Consider the following 20,339-nt stretch of genomic DNA (forward strand, 5'->3'; position numbering starts at 1 on the left):
AAGCGGACTCCGCGACGTCATGACACGGACGACCCGTATATCGGGCAGGGACGGGCTGACGCGCAGGCGCCCGCCGCCGGCCTCGCCTACGCCGTATCGCGACGGGGCGCACTTCGATGCGGGGCGGCCTCCCGCCTCGGCGTCAGGATTACTGTGGCGAGCGGTGCGGCGCAACGGCCGGAGCATGGCGGCCGCTTTCGGCCTGCTCTCGGTCTGGCAGTTCTCCGAGGCGATGGTTTCCGTCGTCGTCGGCATGGTCATCGACCACGCGGTCGCGGTCGGCAGTGTCCACGCCCTGCTGGCGTGGGGCGCGCTGCTGCTCCTCGTCTTCGCCTCCCTGATGGTCACCTATCTCCACGGTGCGGCCGAGGCCTTCCGAACCGACCAGGGTGAACGCCACCGGCTGCGTGTCGAGATCGCCCGCCATGTGCTGCGCCCGCTCGGCGCCCGCAGCGGCAGCCTGCCCGGCGCCACCTTGTCCCTGGCCACCGTCGACGCCGAGGGCGCCGGCAGCCTGACCCAGCCCGCCAGCTACACACTGGCGTCGGCTGTCGCCGTCGCGGGCAGCGCCGTCATCCTGCTGGGCATCGACATCGAGCTCGGCCTGGTCGTGCTGGTGGGCATGCCCGTCGTGCTGGCGCTCATCCAGCTCAGTACGCCCATGATCTCCCGCCGCAGCGGCACCCAGCTCGCCGAGATCGCCCGAACCAGCGCCATGGCGGCGGACCTGGTCCGAGGACTGCGCGTGCTCAAGGGCATCGGCGCCGAGGACGAGGCCGCCGCGCGCTACCGCGCGCACAGCCAGGAAGCCAAGCGCGCCGGCGTACGGCTGGGCAGGTCGCACGGAATCCTGGAGAGCGTGTCCACCGGGCTCAGCGGTCTCTTCCTGGCCGCGGTCACGCTGCTGGCGGGCAGCCGCGCGCTCGACGGCGCCATCTCGGTGGGGGACCTCATCGCCGTCGTGGGCCTCACGCAGTTTCTCGCGGTGCCCATCCGCGCGCTCGGCGGCATCGGCGCGCAAGCGGGGTCGGCGTACGCCTCGGCCGCCCGTATCGTGGCGTTCCTGGATACGCCGCCGCTGCTCGCCGACGGTGACGCGGACGCGGTGGTCGGCGGGGCCGCGCAGGTGTCCCTGAACGAGGTGACCACCGGTGCGCTGCGGGACCTCTCCCTCACCTCCAGGACCGGCGAGCTGCTGTGCCTCGTGATTCCCGACCCTGCCGCGGCCGGGACCCTGGTCCGGTTGCTGAGCGGTGAGGTCCAGCCGGACGACCTCAGCGGCGAGGCCCTGGTCGGAGGCATCCCGATCGACGGGTTGAGCATCCGCGCCCGCAGCGGCCTCCTCCTGGTGAACCCCCACCACACCCACTTGCTGGAAGGCACCCTGCGCGGCAACCTCGACCCCGCGGCCCGGCTGGACGGGGCCCGGCTGGCACAGGTCCTCGACGCGGCGGCGGCCCAGGACATCGTCGACCTCGACGAGAGGGCCTTGGACCAGCCGGTCACGGCTGACGGAGCGACGTTCTCCGGCGGGCAGCGGCAGCGCATCGCGCTGGCCCGGGCGTTGGCGGCCGACCGGCCCTTCCTCGTGCTCGACAATCCGACGACGGCAGTCGACGCGGTCACCGAACAGCAGATCGCCCGCGGCGTCAAAGCCCTGCGCCACGGCCCCGCCGACGCGCGTACGACCTGGATCATCACCACGAGTCCGGCGCTGCTGGCCACCGCGGACCGCGTCGTCGTGGTGACGGACGGACAGGTGGCCGGCGAGGGCACCCACCGGGATCTACTGGAACGCCCCGACTACCAGGAGCTGGTGCTGAGGTGAGCCAGGAACTGCTGCCCATCAGCGGCCACCGGCAGACATTCAGGTTTCTGGGCCGCATGGCCGCGGCCAACCGCCGGGCCACCGCGGCCGCGGCAGGCACGACCCTCCTGGCAAGCGTGGCCGGCCTCGTGCCGCCGTGGGCCATCGGAAAGATCGTCAACGACATCGGCTCAGGCCACGACACCATCTTCTCCCAGGCACTCGTCATCTGTGTCGCCACGGCCGCGGCCGCGGTGTTCGGCGGCCTGTCGGTGAGCGCGATGGCCAGTGCCGGTGAGCCCGCGCTGGCGGAACTGCGGGAAGAGGTCCTGGACCGCGCGCTGCATCTGCCCGCGGACCGGATCGAACGCGCCACCACCGGGGACCTGCTCTCGCGGCTCTCGGAGGATGTGCGCACCGTGTCCCAGGGGCTGGGCAACGTCGTGCCGGTAATCGTGAGTTCGGCCGTCACGATCGCCCTCACCGCCGTGGGCACGCTGGCGCTCGACTGGCGCCTCGGCCTTGCGATCGTGTCGGTCACACCGCTGTTCGCCATGGGTCTGCGCTGGTACCTGCCCCGCTCGGAGCCGCTCTACCGGGAGGAACGCATCGCCCAGGGCGAGCGTGCCGAAGCACTCCTCACCGGTATCGGCGCGGCGCCCACGGCCCGGGCCTTCGGTATCGGCACCCGGCTGCTCCATCGGATCGAGGACACCTCCGAGCGCGTCGCGGCCCTGACCGTCAGCGTCTTCCGCATGTCGCTGCGTTTCCTCATGCGCAACAACGTGACCGAACTCGTCGGCCTGGTCCTGATCCTCGGTCTGGGGTTCGTCCTGGTACGCCGGAACCTCACCACGGTCGGTGCCGTCACCACGGCCGCCTTGTACTTCCTCCGCCTGTTCACCCCGATCGCCGGCATCCTTTTCACCTTCGACCGCTTCCAGGCGGTCGGGGCGGCCCTGTCCCGGCTGGTGGGCATCGCACTGATGCCGAAGCCCCCGGTGCCGGAGGGCCACCTCGAACCCGGACAGGGCGAGATCGTCCTGTCCGGGATCACCCACGAGTACACGCCGGGCACGCCGGTCCTGCGTGACGTGTCCCTGCGTATCGCCCCGGGTGAGCGGGTCGCCCTGGTCGGTTCCACCGGGGCGGGCAAGACGACGCTCGGCGCGATCGCCGCCGGCGTGCTGCGGCCTTCCCACGGCGTGGTGTCCTACGGCGGGCAGCCGTACGATCCCGTCCGGACAGGCGTGCGCGCCAACGTCTTCCTCATCACCCAGGACGTTCACGCCTTCGCCGGCACGGTACGTGAGTGCCTGACCCTTGTCCGTCCAGGAGCCTCCGACCAGGAGGTACGGCGTGCCCTCGACGTCACCGGGGCGGACCGGTGGGTCGACGCCCTTCCCGACGGGCTCGACACCGTCGTCGGCGAGGAGGGAAACCGGCTGACGGCCGACCAGGTCCAGCAGCTCGCGCTGGCCCGAGTGGTGCTGGGCGACCCGTGGTTCGTGGTGCTCGACGAGGCGACGGCAGAGGCCGGCTCGGCGGGTGCGCGCGTACTGGAGGCAGCGGCAACCGCGGCGGTACAGGGCCGTACGGCCCTCATCGTGGCGCACCGGCTGACCCAGGCCAAGCTGGCGGACCGCGTCCTGGTCATGCACGACGGGGCGATCGCCGAGCAGGGGACCCACGACGAACTCCTCGCGCGGCAAGGCCGCTACTCGCGACTCTGGCAGGCATGGTCCGACCACCACGCGACCACCTGACTCCTGAGGCGGTCGCGGATCAACGGGTACCGGACCGCCGGCTGACCCGACGAACGCGGGAACCCTCGCTCTCGACGACACCCGCGCCGCTCGGCCGCGGGCCGGTCGACTCATCATGCGGCTCAGGGACTACCTCGTCGCCGACCTCCGCACGGAAGCCGCCGCAGCCCCGCCCGCGAGTTCGAGGAGCGCGCTTGACCCTCACGTGGCGTGATGCCGCATGGTCGGGGGTGTGGAAGAGCACCTGACCGTGGGGCGCGTGGCCGAGCTGGCGGGCGTGAGCGTCCGCACGCTGCATCACTACGACGAGATCGGCCTGGTGGAGCCGTCCGCGCGGACCGGGGCCGGGTACCGGGCCTATTCGGCGGGCGACGTGGAGCGGCTGCGGGAGGTGCTCGGCTACCGGCGGCTGGGGTTCGGCCTGCGCGAGATCGCGGATCTCGTCGACGACCCGGCCACCGACGCGGTCGCGCACCTGCGCCGGCTGCGCGGCCTGCTGGTGGAACAGCGCGACCGCACCACCGCGATGGTGACGGCCATCGACAAGGAACTGGAGGCACGGGCCATGGGGATCAGAACGACGCCGGAGGAGCAACTGAAGGTGTTCGGAGCCCAGTTGTACGACACAATCGGGTCCGCCTACCCGGCGACGCGGCGCACCGAGCCGCGGATCGCCGCGCGGGTGTGGGAAGCGCTCGGCGACGCGCGGACGGTGCTGAACGTCGGGGCCGGCACCGGCTCCTACGAGCCGCCGGACCGCGAGGTCACGGCGGTGGAACCGTCGGCGGTGATGCGGGCGCAGCGTCCCGCGGGCGCGGCGCCGTGCGTGGCCGCCGCCGCGGAGAGCCTGCCGTTCGAGGACCAGTCCTTCGACGCCGCGATGGCGTTCAGCACCGTTCACCACTGGCAGGACCCGATCGCCGGGCTGCGCGAGATGCGGCGGGTGGCCCGCCGGGTGGTGGTGTTCACGTACGACGCGAGCACGACCGGCTGGCTCCAGCGGTTCTGGCTCACCCGCGACTACCTGCCGGAGTTCGCCGACCTCCTCGTCGACTGGCCGTCGCTGGCGGACCTGACCCGGGCGATCGGGGGCCGCGCGGAGCCGGTGCTCGTCCCGTGGGACTGCGCCGACGGCTTCTTCGAGGCGTACTGGCGCCGTCCCGAGGCGTACCTGGACGAGCAGGTGCGCCGCGCGGTGTCGGTGTGGACCAGGGTCGGGCCGGAGGCGGAGCGGCGGGCGGTGGACGGACTGCGCGAGGACCTCGCCTCGGGGCGGTGGGCCGAGCGCAACCGCGACCTGGTCGCGCTGGACGCGGCCGAGCTGGGCCTGCGGCTGCTGGTGGCCTGAACGGTCGTACGGAGTGCGCCGAGCGGTCCGGGTGCGGCAGCACGCCGACGGCCAACGGCGGCGCGGCTTCACCGGTGTTCGCACGATCACCGGTGGGTGGTTTTCCCGTGAGCCGCGTCGCGACTCAGGTGGATCTATAGGATTGTCCCATCGAGCGTGCCGGTGACCGAGCGATCAGGGGGACCCGTGGGCAACAGCAGCGGGGACGACTGGCTCGACCTGGCCGACGCGATCACGCTGCTGCGCCGTCAAGTGGCCGAGGCGCAGCGGCGGGTGGCGACCGACGGGGACGACGGGGTCCACCTCTCCCTCGGGGAGATCACGCTGGAGCTCGGGATGGAGCTGACCGGCAGCCGGAAGGCGGATGCCGGACTGCGGTTCGCGGTGGTCAGCGTGGGCGGCGGCGCCGAGCGCACGCGCCAGGCCACCCACAAGGTCACGGTGCGGCTGGACGCACGTGGAGCCGATCATGCCCCGGTGAACGTCTCCGATGAGGAGTAGGGCGGCCCGGTAGCGGTCCGGGAGGCGGGAGGGGGCCGGATGGAGTTCGACCGGCGGGTGCAGATCCGGGTCCACCGGGAGACCGGCACGACGTTCGGGTCCGGCTACCTGGTCGCGCCGCGGCTGGCGCTGACGGCGGGTCATGTCGTCCAGGCGGCGATGGGGCCGGAGCCGGCCCGGGTGACCGTCTGCCGGCCGGATGCGGGAACGGAGCAGTTCCCGGCGGCGGTTCGGTGGTGGCGCGTCGACGACCGGGTCGACGCGGCGCTGGTGGAAGTCGACGGCCAGGTGGAAGTCGACGGGGCGGGCGGGGGAGATGGCCAGGCCGAAGTGACCGGGCCGGGCGGGGGAGCCGGCCAGGGCGAAGGAGCCGGCCAGGGCGGGGGAGCCGGCCGGCGCTGGCAGCCGCCCGACTCGCTGGCCGACATACGCACCCGGCCGCCGCAACGGTGGGGCCGGATCATCGGCACCCGCCCCCACCCGGTCGCCGTCGCCGGCTTCCCCCGGATGGAGAAGGACCCCAGCAGCGGCGACCGCTTCGACGGCCGGATCAGCGGCGAGATCATGCCGGGGACCGGCTCGCTCGCCGGTCGCTACGAGGTCTTCAGCAAGGACGCGACCATCCCGGTACGGGACGGGACCGGCACCGGCTGGTCCGGGATGTCCGGTGCCGCGCTGCTGACCGAGAGCCGCCAGAGCGGGCTGCTGTGCGGGGTGGTCCGCGCGGACCGGCAGGCCGTGGGCGGTACCCGGCTGACCGCCACCCCGGCCTCGCTGCTGCTCGCGGACGACGGCTTCACCGCGTTGATCGCCGAACACGGCGGCTGGCAGCCGCTGTTGGAAGCCGCGGAACCGGTGGACCTGCTCGATCCGGCCGCCCCCGAGCGGGACCTGCGCTCGCCGGCGATGCTGCTGCGCGCCGACGCCGAGGCGGTGGCCTTCCGCGGGCGGGCGGACGAGCTGCGGGCGCTGCGGGACTGGTGCCAGGTCGGTGCCGAGGGCTTCTCGGTACGGGTGGTCACCGGGCCCGGCGGGCAGGGCAAGTCCCGCCTCGCCCGCCAACTGGCCGACGACCTGCGGGCGGAGGGGTGGGTCACCGGGCACCTCCGGGCGGAACTGCGGGACAGCGACCTCGCCCTGCCCGAACTCAGGTCCCTGGAGACCGCGCTCGACTTCCTGCTGGTCATCGACTACGCGGACGCCCGGCCGAGCCTGGTGCGCCGCGTCATCGACCAGCTGCGCGGCTGCCGGCACCGTACGCGGCTGCTGCTCCTCGCCCGTACCGGCGGCGCCTGGCAGAGCGACGGGCTGACCGCGTCGTACGCGGACGAGATCCTGGCCAGGGCCCCGACCATCGAACTGGCCGCACTGGTCGGTGCGGGCGGCCCGCCCGACGCCATGACCGCGCTGTTCCGCGGCGCGGTCGGCGACCTCGCCGATCTGCTGGAGGCGTTACCCGGCCTGCCCGGCCGCCCGCCCGCCGGATGGCCTGCCCTGGCGCCGGCCCTGGGCGTGCCGAGCCGACTGGGCGTGGACGGCGACGAGTCGGTGCTGACCGTACAGATGGCTGCGCTCACCGCCCTGTTGCAGCACGGCTCGGCGCCGGTCTCGGCCGCGCCCGAGGAGCCCGCCGAGGCCACCTTGCTGCGGCACGAGCAGCGGTACTGGGTGCGGGCCGCCGAACGGCTCGGGCCGCTCGATCCGACCGTCCTCCAGCAGGCCGTGGCCGTCGCCGCGCTGTGCGGGGCGAGAGACGAGCCCGAGGCGGTCGCCGCCGTCGGGGCGCTCCCCGGTATCCCGCCCGCGCGGGCACCGGTCATGGCGGCCTGGCTGCGTACCCTCTACCCGGCGGGACCGGACCGGTTCTGGGGCCCGCTGCAACCCGACCGGGTCGGCGAGTACCACGCCTCCCGCGCCCTGCTCGACCTCGATCCGCCGCTCCCGCTGGCCGACCTGCTGGCGCGCTCCTCCGCCGACCAGCAGGTGCGGCTGGTGACCGTGCTGGCGCGGGCCGCCGCCGCGCACCACGGGACGGGCCGCACCGCCAGGACCGCCGGCGTGCAACAGGCGCTGCTGGACGCGATGCCGGCCGGCGGCCTCAGCGTCGAGGTGCTGAACCGGCTCCGGATCGTCCTGATCCACGCCCACGACGGTCTGGACCGGCTCGCCCTGAAGCTCGCCGAGGACTCCGTGACCGCCGCCCGGCGGCAGGCGGCGGACGGTTCGGCGACCGCACTGAACGACCTCGGCATCGCCCTGGACCTGCTCAGCAGCACGTTCAGCGGCGCGGGCCGCGCGGAGGAGGCGCTGGCCGCGGCTGCGGAGCAGCTGCGGGTCATCGAACGCCTGGACCGGAACCACCCCGGCCGCGACCGCGCGTACGCCCTCGCGTTGAGCACGCTGAGCTCCTGCCTGTCCGCCGCCGGGCGCGACCAGGAGGCGCTGCTCGCCCTCGCAGAGTCGGTGGAGCTGCTGGAGCGGCTGGGCGAGACCGACCGGCACACCAGGACGAGACTCGCCTGGAACCTGAACAACCTGGCCGACGGGCTCTGGGACCTGGGCCGCCTCGACGAGGCCCGGCGCGCGCTGCGCCGGGCGGTGGAACTCTCCGAGCAGCTCGCCGCCACCGACTCCTCCCACGAGATCCTGCTCCCCGTCTGGCGTTCCAACCTCGCGGCGCTGCTCGTCGGCATGCGGCGGCACCAGGAGGGCCTCCGCTACGCCGAGGACGCGGTGCAGGGGCTTCGGCTACTGGCCCGCCGCGACCCGCGCAACTTCGAGGGCCGGCTCATCTCCTCGCTGGTGAACCTCGGCAACATCCTCCACCAGCTGGGACGTTCAGCCGAGGCGTGCGACGCCCTGCGGCAGGCGGTCGGCATCGGGGAGCACCGGCGGCGGATCGGGCTCGCCGGCGCCGAGGCGGAGCTCAGCCTGGTCAAGCACACCCTCCAACTCGGCCTCTGGCAGGCCCTGTCCGGCTCCCTGGAGACGCTCCCGGACGCGCTCTGCCGCGCGTTGGACCTCTGGTACGGGCTCGACCGGGAACTGCCGAAGTACCAGCCGCTCATCGCCTCGTTCCTGACCGACTCGGTGGCCCTGCTGAGCGAGGACGGCCGCTGGCAGGAGGCCCTGGAGCCGTCGATGGCGGCGGTGGAGATCTGGGGCGGGCTGGTCCGCGCGTACCCCGCTGACCACCTCCGCGACTTCGTCGAGGCGTACACCGCGATGCAGGAGGTGGCGCGCCGGGTCGGATCGCAGCAGATTCCCCGGAACGCCGCCGTGGCGATGCTCAGCCGACATCTGGAAGAGCAACTTCCTTACGTCTTCGCGGTGTTGGACGAAGCCGAGGAAGCGGCGAAGGCCGCCGAAGCCGCGGCGCACCGCGAGTAGCAACGAGCACGACCCGAATCCGTCGGCGGCCGCGAACCGGCGTGGTGGTCTCGACGCGGACTCCGGTCCCCCGTTCATCGTCAGCGGACCCTACAAGTACGCCTCCGCGCGGGCGGCAAGCGTCAGGACGCGTCGGGCGCCGGCCACCACCGCGGGGTCCACGAAGCGGCCGTCGGGCAGGGCCAGGGCACCGGGCGAGGCGGCGGCCGCGGCCACGGTCTCGCGGGCGGCGTCCAGTTCGCCCGCGGTGGGGAGGTAGGCGCGGGCGATGACGGGGAGTTGGCGGGGGTGGATGGCGGCGCGGCCGAGGAACCCGAGGGCGCGGCCGCGACGGCAGGAGGCGTCGAGGCCGTCGAGGTCGCGCACGTCGGGGTAGACGGACTGCGCGGGCGGGGCGAGTCCGGCCGCGCGGGCCGCCACGACGGTCCGCACCCGGGGCCAGGTGAGCGCGTCCTCCTCGGTCACGCCGAGGTCGGCGCGCAGGTCCGCCTCGCCGAGCGCGAGTCCGCGCACCGCGGGATCGGCGGTGGCGATGGCGAAGGCGTTCTCCAGGCCGAGCGCCGATTCGAGCAGCGGGTAGAGCCCGGGCACGGCCGTGCCGGGCCCGGCCAGCTCGCGGTGCAGCCGCAGCACGGACGCGACATCGCCCGGCCCGGCGACCTTCGGCAGCCGCAGCCCGCCCAGGCCCGGCAGCCCGGCCAGCGCCGCGAGGTCCGCCGCGAACAGCGGGCCGTCGAGGGCGTTGAGCCGTACGTGCACCCGGGCGGGCCCCGGCACCGGCTCGGCGAGCAACTCGGCGGTGGCGGCCCGCGCGTACTCCTTGCGGGCGGGCGCGACCGCGTCCTCCAGGTCGACCAGGACGACGTCCGCGCCGGAACGCAGCGCCTTCGCGACCACGTCGGGACGGTCGCCCGGGGCGTAGAGCCAGGTCAGGACGGCGTCGTCCGCACCGGCGCGGTCGTCGGCGGCGGGACCGGCGGGGGTGCCGGGCCCGGTGGGGGTGCCCGTCGTGTCGTGGGTTCCGGTGCTCACAGCGCGCCCTCCGCCCTCAGCGCGGCGATCTCCGGTCCGTCCAGGCCGAGTTCGGTGAGGACGGCGTCGGTGTCCGCGCCGTGCGGGCGGCCGGTCCAGCGGATCGCGCCGGGCGTGCCCGACAGCCGGAACAGGACGTTCTGCATCCGCATCGGCCCCAGCTCCGCGTCGTCCACGGACGCCACGGTGCCCAGCGCGCCGTACTGCGGATCGGTCATCACGTCCCGCACGTCGTAGATCGGCGCGACCGCGGCCTGCGCCTCCTCGAAGGCCGCGACCACCTCGTCCCGGTCGTGCCCGGCTATCCAGCCGCCGACCGCGGTGTCGATCTCGTCGGCGTGCGCGGCCCGCCCGGTGCCGGTGGCGAACCACGGCTCCTCGACCAGCTCCGGCCGCCCGACCAGCCGCATCACCCGCTCGGCGATCGACTGCGCGGAGGAGGACACCGCCAGCCACGCCCCGTCGGCGGTCCGATAGGTGTTGCGCGGCGCGTTGTTGGTGGAGCGGTTGCCCATCCGGGGCTGCACGTAACCGAGTTGGTCGTACCAGATGAGCTGCGGGCCCAGCACCGCGAGCATCGGCTCGATGATGGCCATGTCGACCACCTGCCCCGTGCCCGTACGGTCCCGGCCGGCCAGCGCGGCCATCACCGCGAAGGAGGTGGCGAGCGCGGCCACGGAGTCGGCGAGGCCGAACGGCGGGAGCGTGGGCGGGCCGTCCGGCTCGCCGGTCGCCGACGCGAACCCGCTCATCGCCTCGGCGAGCGTGCCGAAGCCGGGCCGCGCGGAGTACGGGCCGAACTGCCCGAACGCCGTCACCCGCGCCAGCACCAGCCGCGGGTTCGCCGCCGACAGCTCCTCCCAGCCCAGGCCCCAGCGCTCCAGCGTGCCCGGCCGGAAGTTCTCGATGATGACGTCGGCGGACGCGGCGAGCTTGAGCAGCACGTCCCGGCCGCCGGGCGTCGACAGGTCGAGGGTGATGTTGCGCTTGTTGCGGCCGAGGTGCTTCCACCACAGGCCCACGCCGTCCTTGCTCGGGCCGTGGCCGCGGGAGGGGTCCGGCTTGCGCGGGTGCTCGACCTTGACGACGTCGGCGCCGAAGTCGCCGAGGAGGGTCGCGGCGCTCGGCCCGGCGAAGAGCGTGGCCAGGTCCAGCACCCGCATGCCCTCCAACGGGCCGCCGGCGGGCGGCGTGTGGGGAGCCTCGGGCGACGGCTCGGTGCGCGGCGGCGGTACGGCGGTGCCGTTGCCCGAGCCCGCGGCCGTCACCGCGTCGGCGGAAGCGGGGAGTCGGTCGTCGGGGCGGGTACTGCGGGTACTGGGGTGGTGCATGGGAGCTACCTCGGCTTCTTCCACGTGCTTCGGCGTCCGGCGGATTCGCCGGGGTGCCGGTCCTCGCGCGTCCGGTCGTCGTCGGTCGTCGTGTCGTCCCGATCAGCGGGGGTGTTCGTCGGCAGTCGTCGTCGGTCGGTCATCTGAGGCCGCTCATCCGTGACTCGGGCGGTCGGCCCGGCGGGATACGGGCGTACCGCCGGCGGCCCGCGCGTCGATCTCCGCGCGCTCCGGCATCGAGGACGACGCGCCCTCGCGTTCCACCGACAGCGCGGAGGCGGCCGTCGCCCACTCCAGCGCCGCCGGCACCGGCCGGCCCTCGCCGAGCGCGACCGCGAGGGCGCCCACGAAGGTGTCGCCGGCCGCGGTGGTGTCCACCGCCTTCGCGGGCAGGGCCGGTACGACCAGCGGCTCGTGGCCGCGGGCGGCGTACAGGCAGCCCGCCGCGCCGAGCGTCACCACCACCTCGGGCACCGCGTCGAGCAGCGCGCGGGCGGCGGCGCGCGGGTCGGAGTGGCCGCTGAGCGCGGCGGCCTCGTGCTCGTTGGGCACCAACAGGTCGGTCACCGCGAGGAGTTCGCCGGGCAGCGGCTGGGCCGGCGCCGGCGTGAGGACGGTCCGGACGCCGTGCCGGTGCGCGGCCCGCGCACCCGCCAGCACGCCGTCCAGCGGCAGTTCGAGCTGGAGCAGCAGCGCACCGGCCGCCGCGATGACGTCCTCGTCGCCGTCGGCGAGGGAGGTCACCGTGCCGTTCGCACCCGGCACCACCACGATCGCGTTGTGGCCCTCGCCGTCGACCACGATGTGCGCGATGCCGCTCGGGCCCGGCACCGTCCGCAGCGGGCCGGTGCCGACCCCGGCGCCGTCGAGGGCGGCGCGCAGCCGCGGCCCGAAGTCGTCGTCGCCGACCGCGCCGACGAACGTCACCTCGCCACCGGCCCGCGCGGCCGCGATCGCCTGGTTGGCGCCCTTGCCCCCGGCCACGGTGCGGAACGCCTCGCCGGTGACGGTCTCGCCGCGCGCCGGCGCCACCCGGGTGTACGCCGCCAGGTCCATGTTGGCGCTGCCCAGCACCACGATGCGGGCCCGCCCGGAAGGCGGGGCGCCGCGGCGCCCCGGGGGAGCGGAGGGTGCCGGGGGAACGGTCGGATCGGTGCTCATCGGGTGCCTTCCTCGGGGGTGCCCTGTGCGGGCGCGCGGCGCGCGGGCGCTTCGTGCTCCCGCGGGTTCGGGCCGGACGGCAGCACGGCCAGCGCGGCGGTGCGACGGGCGAGGGCGTCGAAGCCGATGCCCTCGAACCCGCCGACCGTGCTGGCCAGCCGGTTCTTCAGCGGGCCGGTCCACTCGCCGGGCAGCGCGGCCGCCGAACCGGCCAGCAGCCCGGTGACGGACCCGGCCGTCGCGCCGTTCGAGTCGGTGTCCCAACCGCCCGACACCACACGGCAGACGGACCCGGCGAAGTCCCCGTCGGCGTGCGTGAGGGCCGACGCGAGAAGCGCCGCGTTGGGCAGGACGTGCACCCAGTGGTGGTCGTGGAACCGCCGGTGCAGCTCGTCCACGACGACGGCGAAGCCCTCCGCGCTGCCCGACGGTTCGGCGCCGGCGAGGTCGATGCCGAGCCGGACCGCGCCGGCCAGCCGCGACCCGCGCGGCACCACCTGGAGCCCGGCCGCCAGGCACGCGTGCACGTCGGCGCCGCCACCGGCCGCCCGCGCCACCACCGCGGCGGCGAACATCGCCCCGTACACGCCGTTCGCGGTGTGGCTGAGCACGGCGTCGCGCCATGCCTCGTCCGCAGCCGCGGCCGGGTCGCCCGGGCGGGTCCAGCCGAAGACGTCCGCGCGGATCAGGGCGCCGATCCACTCCCGGAACGGGTTGCGCCAGGTGGCGGTCTCCGGCGGCTCCAGCCCGGCCAGCAGGTTCCGGTACGCGACCCGCTCGGCGGTGAAGGTACGGCCCGCGGGCAGCTCGTCCAGCCACAGCTGCGCCACGTCCCGGGTGCGGAAGCCGTGACCGCGGGCCTCCAGCAACATCAGTGCCAGCAGCGGGTAGTTGAGGTCGTCGTCCTCGGGCATCCCGTCGATGTTCTCGGCGAGCGAGGTGGGGCGGCTGCGGCGGTTCCACGGGAAGCGGGCGGCGACCCGCGGGTCCAGGCCCACCTCGGTGAAGTAGCCGCGCACCGGCCAGTTGCCGGTCGAGCGGGCGATCGCCCGGATGCCGTCGAGCGGCAGCTTCTCCACGGGCTTGCCGAGCACGCACCCCGCGGCCCGGCCCAGCCAGCCCGCCTCCAGCCGCTCGGCCAGCTCCTGGGGGCGCTCGACCCGCGCCACGGCGGGCGGCGCGCCCGCGGCCGCGTGAATCCCGGCCAGATCCGTCGGCTCCTGCTCGGCCAACGGCGAGCGCTGCCCGGCCAGTTCGTCCAGCAGCTCGTGCGCGAGCGCCCGCACCTCCGGGCGCACCGGACCGGGCGACGCCCCGGCCCGCTCCGGCGCCAGGTGCCCGCCGGCGGCCAGCCAGCGCCCTCGCACCGCGGCCGTGTCCCGCCCGTCCTGCTCGGCCTGCCGCAGTTCGTGCCCCACCAGGTCCTCCGGCTGCACCCAGGTCAGCCGCAACGGCTCCCCGAGCGCCGGATCGGACCCGGCACCGCGCCCGCCGTCACCGTCGGCCGTGCCCGGCCCGGTCGGCGACGGGGGCGGGTACTCCGCGGGGTGCGGGCTCATCGGACCTCCGCCAGCGCCGTGAACGCGGCTTCGTGGGCGCGGCGGCGGTCGGTGTCGCGGGCGAAGACCTCGCGGGCGACGGCGGACAGGTCGGCCGCGGGGGTGTGCAGGTCGAGCCGGCTGGCGCGGGCCACCTCGTCGCTCCACCCGGCGGGCACCGCGCCGGTGCCGCCGAGCGCCCCGGCGATCGCGCCGCTCATCGTCGCGATGGAGTCGCAGTCGCGGCCGTAGTTGACCGAGCCGAGCACGGCCGGTTCGTACGCCCCGCCCGCGATCAGCAACATGCCGAGCGCGACCGGCAGTTCCTCGATCGCGTGCAGCCGGGAGGGGCGGCGGGCGCCGAGCGAGGGCTCGCGGTAGCGCGGGCCGACCGTGTCGAACGGCGCGACCGCCTCGCGCAGCGGCGCCAGCGCCTCCTCCCAGTCGTCGAAGCCGGTGGCGCGCTCGCACACCGCCTCTATCGCGGCGCGGGTGCCGTCCTTGGCGAGGGCGAGCGCCGTCTCGACCACGGAGGCGGCGGTGGCGTCCGGCGCGAACGCCGCGGCGACCGCGGCGGCGAACACCCCGGCAGCCTCCCGCCCGTACGACGACTGGTGCGGTGCGGCCACCTCCAGCGCCTCGGCGTACGCGGCCGCGGGGTTGCCGGCGTTGACCGCGCCGACCGGCGCCATGTACATCGCGGCACCGCAGTTGACGATGTTGCCGACGCCCGCCTCGCGCGGGTCGACGTGGCCGTAGTGCAGCCGCGCCACGATCCACTTCTCGGCGAGGAAGATCCGCTGGAGCGGCAGCGCCTCCGCCTCCAGCTCGGGAATCCACCGGGGCGTGCCGATCAGGTCGGGCACGAGGTGGTCGGCCACGCTGTACGCGTCGAGGTGGTCGCGGACCTTGGCGTAGACCCGCACCAGGGCGTGCGTCATGAGGGTGTCGTCGGTGACGTGCCCGTCGCCCTTGTGGTACGGCGCGATCGGGCGCGCGGTGCGCCACTCCTCGTAGAACGGGCCGACGATGCCCCGTACCCGGCCGCCGTGCCGCTCGGTGATCTGCTCGGGCGTCCAGCCCTCGACCGGGCCGCCGAGGGCGTCGCCGACAGCGGCGCCGACGAGGCAGCCGGTGATGCGGTCCTCAAGCGTGAGTTTCATTGCTTCCGGGTCCTTCCGTGACAGGGGCATGGGGGTCGGTGGCGAGCGGCGCCACGGGGTGTGCGGGAGCGCCGGGCGAGGCGAACGGCTCGGCGGGCGGTGGCGAGGTGTCCGGTACGGCGTACGGGTCGGCCTCGGGCTCGACGCCGGCCAACCGCCCGGCCAGGTCCACCAGATCGGTGCCCACCAGCCGGGGCAGCGCGCAGCCGGGCAGGGTCCGGCACGCCTCCCGCCAGGAGACCGGCAACGCGGCGGCGCCGCCGAGCGCACCGGCCAGGGCGCCGGCCAGCGCGGGCGCGGAGTCCGCGACCCGCGACAGGCAGGCCGCGGCCGGCACCGCCTGGTCCACCGCGCCGTCGGCGGCCAGCACCAGGGCGAGCGCCACCGGCACGGTCTCCGCGGCGGCGATGCCGTAGCTGTAGACGTGGTCCACGATCTGGTGTTCCAGCAGCGGGACCAGGCCGAACGCCTGGCCGTGGCCGTCGGGTTCGGCGGCGCGCGCGGCCCGGGCGAGGGCGACCGCGTGCTCGGCGTTGCGGGAGATCTCCGAGCCGGCCGGCAGTTCGCGCAGCGCGGCCCGTACGCAGTCGTCGGCGGACGCGCCGGCCAGCGCCAGCGAGACCGCCGCGGCCATCGCCCGGGCGCCGTGCACCCCGTCGCCGTCCTGCGTGTAGTGGGCGTCGTACTCCGCCAGGTCGGCGGCGGCGGCCGGGTCGCCCGGGTGCACCACGGCCAGCACGCACGCGCGCCCGCAGGCCGCGTCGTCGAAGAAGTGCGGGTTGTCGTGGCCGGTGGCGGGCGGCCGCAGCCCCGTGGCGAGGTTGCCGAGCCCGGCCCGTACCGAGATCCGGGCGCGCAGCGGGATCACCGCGGACTCCACCTCCGAGGCGCGGGCCGCGGCCGAGGAGATCTCGGCGGCGAGCGACATCCAGGCGAGGTCCACCGCGGCCCGCACCCGGCGGTCGCGGCTGAGGTCGCTGAGCAGCGCGCCGCGCGCAGACAGCACCGACTCGGCGGTGAAGGCCGCCCACTCCGCGTCGTCGGACGGCCCCAGCCGCAGCGGCTCGGGCGGCTGGTTGAGCGCGATCGGCACCGGCAGGGTCGTGGTCGCGTTCTGCTCGGCGAACGTGTCCAGTTCGCGGGTCAGCCGCCGCGTCCACTCCGGCATCCGCGCGGCCCGATGGCGTGCGGCCGGCCATCCCGCGGCGTCGCCCGCGGCGAGCCCGAGCAGCAGCCCCTCCACCCGGTCCCGGGTCACCCGGTCACCCGGCGCCGCCGCACCGTGGGCGGTGTCCGAAGCGGGCGCGGGGATGCCGGACGTGCCGGTGCGGTTCACGGGGGTGTGCTCCGGGTGTGGGGAGTCGCCGCGTCCGGTGGCCGGACGGGGCGTCGTGGTGGCGGCACCGCCGGGGGTCCGGTGTGCCGTGCCGGCCGGAAGCGCCGAGGTGCCAGAACCGGGCCTGAGCGGGCGGGAGTTGCCGGTGCCGGCATCGGCCGCCGGGCGCGGGCGTGGTGCCGTTTCGCGGGGGGCGCCGGCCTCCGGGGCCGAGCTGCCGTCGGGGCGGCCGGGCCCACTGTCGGGGCGGCCGGGCTCGCCGTCGGCCGTCGCCTTCGCCGCGGAAGCGGGCCCGCGCGAGAAGCCGTGTGCGGTGGTGCTCATGACGCCACCCGTTCGGCCGGACCGGGCACGGGTTCCCCGGGGGCGAGCAGGTCGGCGATGTCGCGGACGTGGTAGCCCGCCATGGCCGGCAGGCAACTGCCGGTGACCGGCTTGATCGCCTCCGACCAGTGCGTGGGAATCGCGCCGAACCCGCCGAGGGTGCCGGCCAGCGCGCCGGCGACCGCCGCGGTGGTGTCGGCGTCGCGGCCCATGTTGACCGCGGTGAGCACCGAGCGGCTGAAGTCGCCCCCGGCCAGCGCGAACGCGCCGAACGCGAGGCCGACCGCCTCGGGCGCGAGGTCGGTCCAGGGGTACCCGCCGATGACGACGGCCGAGCGCAGCGCGCGCTCGCGGTCGAGCACGGTGAGCGTCGGGTCGAGCCGGACCCGGCGCGCCACGGTCACCGCGCGCCGCAGCGACCGCGCGGTCCAGGAGTCCTCGGGCACCACCGACAGGGCGGCGGTGATCACCGCGGAGCAGTCCCCGCCGGTCATCGCCGCGGCCACCCCGGCGGCGACCGCCTGGCCGCCGTAGATCCCCTCGCCCTCGTGGCTGACGGTCCCGTCGATCGCCACCAGCCGCGCCGCTTCGGCGGGCCGCCCCGCCGCGTAGACGCCGAACGGTGCCGCGCGCATCGCCAGGCCGTCGCTCCAGGCGTGCCGGTGCTGCGCGGTGATCGGCGAGGCCAGCCCGCGGCGCAGGTTCTCCAGGGTGCCGCGCTCGCTGAACCCGGCGCCGCGGAAGGCCCCTTCGTCGCGGTCGGCGATCCACACGTGCCAGGCCGCCTCCACGTCGCCGGTGGTGAGCGCGGCGCCGTAGCGGGCCAGCAGCAGGCCGGACAGGATGGCGTACTCCGTGTCGTCGGTGCCCGCCGGGTCCTCGCTGACGAAGTCCTCGATACGGCCCCAGCGCTGACGGATCTGCGACGGCTTCATGTTCTCGGCCGGCGCCCCGAGGGCGTCACCGACGGCCAGCCCGGTGAGCGCGCCGCGCGCGTGGTCACGGGGGCTGCCGGGTACGGGGCGGGGGCGGCGGATGCCACCCGGCGGCGGGGCCAGCGCCGTGCCGGACGTGCTGAGGGGTGGGGGACCTGATGCGTCAGAGGCGCTGGGTGAGGCGGGAGTTGTGCTCATGCCGTGCCGTTTCCTGGTGAGTACTGCTGTGTGGTGCGTGGCTGTGCCCTGCGGGTGCCCGGCGGCGGTGGCGGGCGGGCCGGACCCGCCGCCGGCTGGTGGCCGCGCGGTCGGTGGCCCTGCGGCCGGGGACGGCTGTGGTGCTCTGTGCGGGACACGGTGCGGGCTCCTTCCGGTGCGGGTGTCGGGGACGGATACGGATACGGGCGACGGTCGAGGTCAGGGGATCGGGTGGCCGCTCGCTCGGTTCGCTCGGCGGCGCGGCGCGCCCTGGGGGAGGGGCGCGCCGCACCCCCTCAGTCCCGGTACCGCTCGAAGACGCGGTTGCCGTCGCGGACGAGCTTTCCGCGCAGCGAGTCCAGGCTGATCGCGCCGCTGTAGTACTGCTGGAGCGCCGGCGTGGCGATCTTGTCGGACCACTCGGGATAGCCGCGCATGCCCAGCGCGGGGGACGCGCTCAGGTACTTCGCCATCGCCATCCCGGTGCTCCACCCGAGCTTGGTGGTGGTCAGCGACGGGTCGCGCAGCGCCGCGGCGCCGGTCGGCGGCATCCAGTCGCCCTGCGCGAGCTGCACCAGGTGCGGGGTCTGCGTCATGAAGTCGATGAACTCCACGGCCGCCTGCTGGTGCTTGCAGGACTTCGCCACCGACAGGGTCTGCGGGCTGACCCCCTGGGAGCGCCCGCCGTCGGGCGCCTTGCTGCCGACCGGCAGCGGCAGGACGACCCAGTCGAAGTGCTTGGGCGCCTGCTGCTCGATCTGCTGCCGGTAGGAGAAGTCCAGCGGCAGCATGGCGTACCGCCCGGCGAAGAACCCGGGCAGCACGTCGCCGCCGCCGAGCGCCAGCGCGCTGGAGGGCGCGGACCTGTCGGTCTTCACCTGCCGCCGGACCAGCTCGGCGAAGGCCGAGTCGGCGCTGCCGAACCGCACCTCGGTACGGCCGCTGCCCTCGTCCTTGTACAGGACCCGGCCGCCGTTGGTCAGCGCCAGGTTCAGCGTCACGCTCACCGGCGAACTCATCGGCCAGGCTGTGCCGTACCGCTGGGCGCCGCCGCCGCCGTGGTGGGACAGCTCCCGGCAGATGTCCTCGAACTCCTGCCAGGTCCACGGGTGCGCGACGTCCGGCAGCCGGACGCCCGCCTTCACCAGCAGGGTGCGGTTGGCGATGAGCACCCGCGGCTCCTGGAGGAACGGCACCCCGTACACCGCGCCGTTGAACCGCGCGGTGTCCCAGGTGCTCTGCGGGATACGGCTCTTCAGGCCCGCGGGCAGCAGGCCGGTCAGGTCCGCGAGGTAGCCGCCGGAGCCGAAGTCGGTCAGGTCGATGCCCTCGTCATGGATGATGTCCGGCGCGGCGCCGCCCTCGAAGGAGGTCAGCAACTGGTCGTGGACGTCGTCCCAGCTGCCCTGCACGTAGCGGACCTGCACCTCGGGGTGCTGCTTGTTCCACTGCGCGACCAGCGCCTTGTTCGCCTTGACCGACTCCGTCTGCCAGGCGAGCGACAGGAAGTCCAGCCGCGGCACGCCCGAGCCGCTGGAGGAGCCGCAGGCCGACAGCAGCGACCCGGAGCCGGCCACCGCGGCGGTCGCGGCGGTGCCGGTCAGGAAGGTACGGCGGCGCATCAGCCCTTCACCGCCCCGGTCATCATGCCGCCGACCAGCCGCTTCTGCAGCAGCGCGAAGAACAGCAGGCTGGGCAGGGTGGCGAGCACCGACGCGGCGGCGAGCGGGCCGAGGTCCGCGGCGCCCTCGGCGCCCAGGAAGTGGGTCAGGATCACGGACATCGTCTGCTTCTCCGGGGACTTGAGCAGGACCAGGCCAAAGAAGAACTCGTTCCACGCGGTGACGAAGGAGAACATCAGCGTGGCCACCAGGCCCGGCATCAGCAGCGGCAGCACCACGCTGCGCAGCGCGCGGGCCCGGCTGCACCCGTCGATCGCGGCGGCCTCCTCCAGCGAGACCGGCACCGCCTTGACGTAGCCCTGGAGCATCCACAGCGCGAACGGCAGCGTCCACACCACGTAGACCAGGCCCAGGCCGAGCCGGGAGTCGACCAGGTGCATGTTCTTCAGCACCATGAACAGCGGGATGATGATCAGCACCAGCGGGAACATCTGGCTGACCAGAATCCAGGCGGTGCCGGCCCGGCTGACCATCGAGCGGAACCGCACCATCACGTAGGCCGCGGGCACCGCGATGGCCACCGACACGACCGCGGAGATGCCGGCCACCATCAGGCTGTTCAGCGCGGAGTGCAGCAGCGGCTGCTCGTCGAAGGCGGACCGGAAGTTGTCCAGCGTGGGGTGCTTCGGCAGCCAGGTCGGGTGGATCGAGCCCAGTTCCTGCGGCGACTTGAAGGCGGTCGAGACCAGCCACAGCAGCGGGAAGGCGAGGAACACCACGTAGCAGAGCAGCGCGACGTACTGCCCGGCGCGGCCCATCCGGCGGCGGGCCTTGCGCCGCCCGGCGCCCGTGGAGGCGCTGGGCGCGGGGGTGGCGGGGGGAGCGGG

Annotated in this window: 14 protein-coding genes; 5 read left to right on the top strand and 9 right to left on the bottom strand. The window is 74.9% G+C overall.

Annotation, left to right across the window (positions count from 1 at the left end):
• The first annotated feature begins 184 nt into the window (after positions 1 to 184).
• From OG896_RS36220 to OG896_RS36240, 5 genes are all read left to right on the top strand, one after another.
• Complete coding sequence (locus OG896_RS36220) at positions 185 to 1,828, top strand: ABC transporter ATP-binding protein (protein ID WP_329372214.1); 1,644 nt, start codon at positions 185 to 187, stop codon at positions 1,826 to 1,828.
• Positions 1,825 to 3,573 (top strand): ABC transporter ATP-binding protein, encoded by a 1,749-nt coding sequence (locus OG896_RS36225; protein ID WP_329372216.1) that lies wholly within the window; start codon positions 1,825 to 1,827, stop codon positions 3,571 to 3,573. The genes OG896_RS36220 and OG896_RS36225 overlap by 4 nt, the downstream gene beginning before the upstream one ends.
• Before the next feature lie 220 nt (positions 3,574 to 3,793).
• Complete coding sequence (locus OG896_RS36230) at positions 3,794 to 4,921, top strand: MerR family transcriptional regulator (RefSeq protein WP_329372218.1); 1,128 nt, start codon at positions 3,794 to 3,796, stop codon at positions 4,919 to 4,921.
• A 186-nt stretch (positions 4,922 to 5,107) separates the two neighbouring features.
• Positions 5,108 to 5,422 (top strand): trypco2 family protein, encoded by a 315-nt coding sequence (locus OG896_RS36235; protein WP_328460832.1) that lies wholly within the window; start codon positions 5,108 to 5,110, stop codon positions 5,420 to 5,422.
• A gap of 39 nt (positions 5,423 to 5,461) precedes the next feature.
• Entirely contained in the window at positions 5,462 to 8,812 is a 3,351-nt protein-coding gene (locus tag OG896_RS36240; RefSeq protein WP_329372219.1) for a tetratricopeptide repeat protein, read from the top strand.
• A gap of 90 nt (positions 8,813 to 8,902) precedes the next feature.
• Here the strand turns inward: OG896_RS36240 and OG896_RS36245 are convergent, their stop codons facing one another.
• The 9 genes from OG896_RS36245 to OG896_RS36285 form a co-directional block, all read right to left on the bottom strand.
• Positions 8,903 to 9,745 (bottom strand): HpcH/HpaI aldolase/citrate lyase family protein, encoded by an 843-nt coding sequence (locus OG896_RS36245; RefSeq protein WP_329374493.1) that lies wholly within the window; start codon positions 9,743 to 9,745, stop codon positions 8,903 to 8,905.
• Between the two features lie 95 nt (positions 9,746 to 9,840).
• On the bottom strand, positions 9,841 to 11,007 hold the full coding sequence (locus OG896_RS36250) for a CaiB/BaiF CoA transferase family protein (protein WP_329374496.1): 1,167 nt from the start codon (positions 11,005 to 11,007) through the stop codon (positions 9,841 to 9,843).
• Between the two features lie 321 nt (positions 11,008 to 11,328).
• Entirely contained in the window at positions 11,329 to 12,336 is a 1,008-nt protein-coding gene (locus OG896_RS36255; RefSeq protein ID WP_329372221.1) for a ribokinase, read from the bottom strand.
• Positions 12,333 to 13,895, bottom strand: coding sequence for an ADP-ribosylglycohydrolase family protein (locus OG896_RS36260; protein ID WP_329372223.1), 1,563 nt, complete (start codon positions 13,893 to 13,895; stop codon positions 12,333 to 12,335). Before OG896_RS36260 ends, OG896_RS36255 begins: the two co-directional genes overlap by 4 nt.
• Entirely contained in the window at positions 13,892 to 15,037 is a 1,146-nt protein-coding gene (locus tag OG896_RS36265) for an ADP-ribosylglycohydrolase family protein (protein ID WP_329372225.1), read from the bottom strand. The genes OG896_RS36260 and OG896_RS36265 overlap by 4 nt, the downstream gene beginning before the upstream one ends.
• Entirely contained in the window at positions 15,021 to 16,697 is a 1,677-nt protein-coding gene (locus OG896_RS36270; RefSeq protein WP_443057205.1) for an ADP-ribosylglycohydrolase family protein, read from the bottom strand. Before OG896_RS36270 ends, OG896_RS36265 begins: the two co-directional genes overlap by 17 nt.
• Positions 16,694 to 17,830 carry an ADP-ribosylglycohydrolase family protein gene (locus OG896_RS36275; RefSeq protein WP_329372227.1) on the bottom strand — a complete coding sequence of 379 codons (1,137 nt, stop codon included), beginning with the start codon at positions 17,828 to 17,830 and terminating at the stop codon, positions 16,694 to 16,696. The genes OG896_RS36270 and OG896_RS36275 overlap by 4 nt, the downstream gene beginning before the upstream one ends.
• A gap of 296 nt (positions 17,831 to 18,126) precedes the next feature.
• Complete coding sequence (locus tag OG896_RS36280; RefSeq protein ID WP_329372228.1) at positions 18,127 to 19,452, bottom strand: ABC transporter substrate-binding protein; 1,326 nt, start codon at positions 19,450 to 19,452, stop codon at positions 18,127 to 18,129.
• A complete protein-coding gene (locus tag OG896_RS36285) occupies positions 19,452 to 20,270 on the bottom strand; it encodes a carbohydrate ABC transporter permease (protein ID WP_328473782.1) in 819 nt (272 codons plus the stop codon). Before OG896_RS36285 ends, OG896_RS36280 begins: the two co-directional genes overlap by 1 nt.
• Positions 20,271 to 20,339: the final 69 nt, after the last annotated feature.

It is taken from the genome of Streptomyces sp. NBC_00669 (assembly GCF_036226785.1).
Classification (GTDB): Bacteria; Actinomycetota; Actinomycetes; order Streptomycetales; family Streptomycetaceae; genus Actinacidiphila.

Coding starts and splice junctions, on each gene's coding strand:
- OG896_RS36265 (WP_329372225.1), bottom strand. CDS start 15,037: ATGAAACTCACGCTTGAGGACCGCATCACCGGCTGCCTCGTCGGCGCC.
- OG896_RS36230 (WP_329372218.1), top strand. CDS start 3,794: ATGGTCGGGGGTGTGGAAGAGCACCTGACCGTGGGGCGCGTGGCCGAG.
- OG896_RS36240 (WP_329372219.1), top strand. CDS start 5,462: ATGGAGTTCGACCGGCGGGTGCAGATCCGGGTCCACCGGGAGACCGGC.
- OG896_RS36270 (WP_443057205.1), bottom strand. CDS start 16,697: ATGAGCACCACCGCACACGGCTTCTCGCGCGGGCCCGCTTCCGCGGCG.
- OG896_RS36220 (WP_329372214.1), top strand. CDS start 185: ATGGCGGCCGCTTTCGGCCTGCTCTCGGTCTGGCAGTTCTCCGAGGCG.
- OG896_RS36275 (WP_329372227.1), bottom strand. CDS start 17,830: ATGAGCACAACTCCCGCCTCACCCAGCGCCTCTGACGCATCAGGTCCC.
- OG896_RS36260 (WP_329372223.1), bottom strand. CDS start 13,895: ATGAGCCCGCACCCCGCGGAGTACCCGCCCCCGTCGCCGACCGGGCCG.
- OG896_RS36285 (WP_328473782.1), bottom strand. CDS start 20,270: ATGGGCCGCGCCGGGCAGTACGTCGCGCTGCTCTGCTACGTGGTGTTC.
- OG896_RS36280 (WP_329372228.1), bottom strand. CDS start 19,452: ATGCGCCGCCGTACCTTCCTGACCGGCACCGCCGCGACCGCCGCGGTG.
- OG896_RS36250 (WP_329374496.1), bottom strand. CDS start 11,007: ATGCGGGTGCTGGACCTGGCCACGCTCTTCGCCGGGCCGAGCGCCGCG.
- OG896_RS36255 (WP_329372221.1), bottom strand. CDS start 12,336: ATGAGCACCGATCCGACCGTTCCCCCGGCACCCTCCGCTCCCCCGGGG.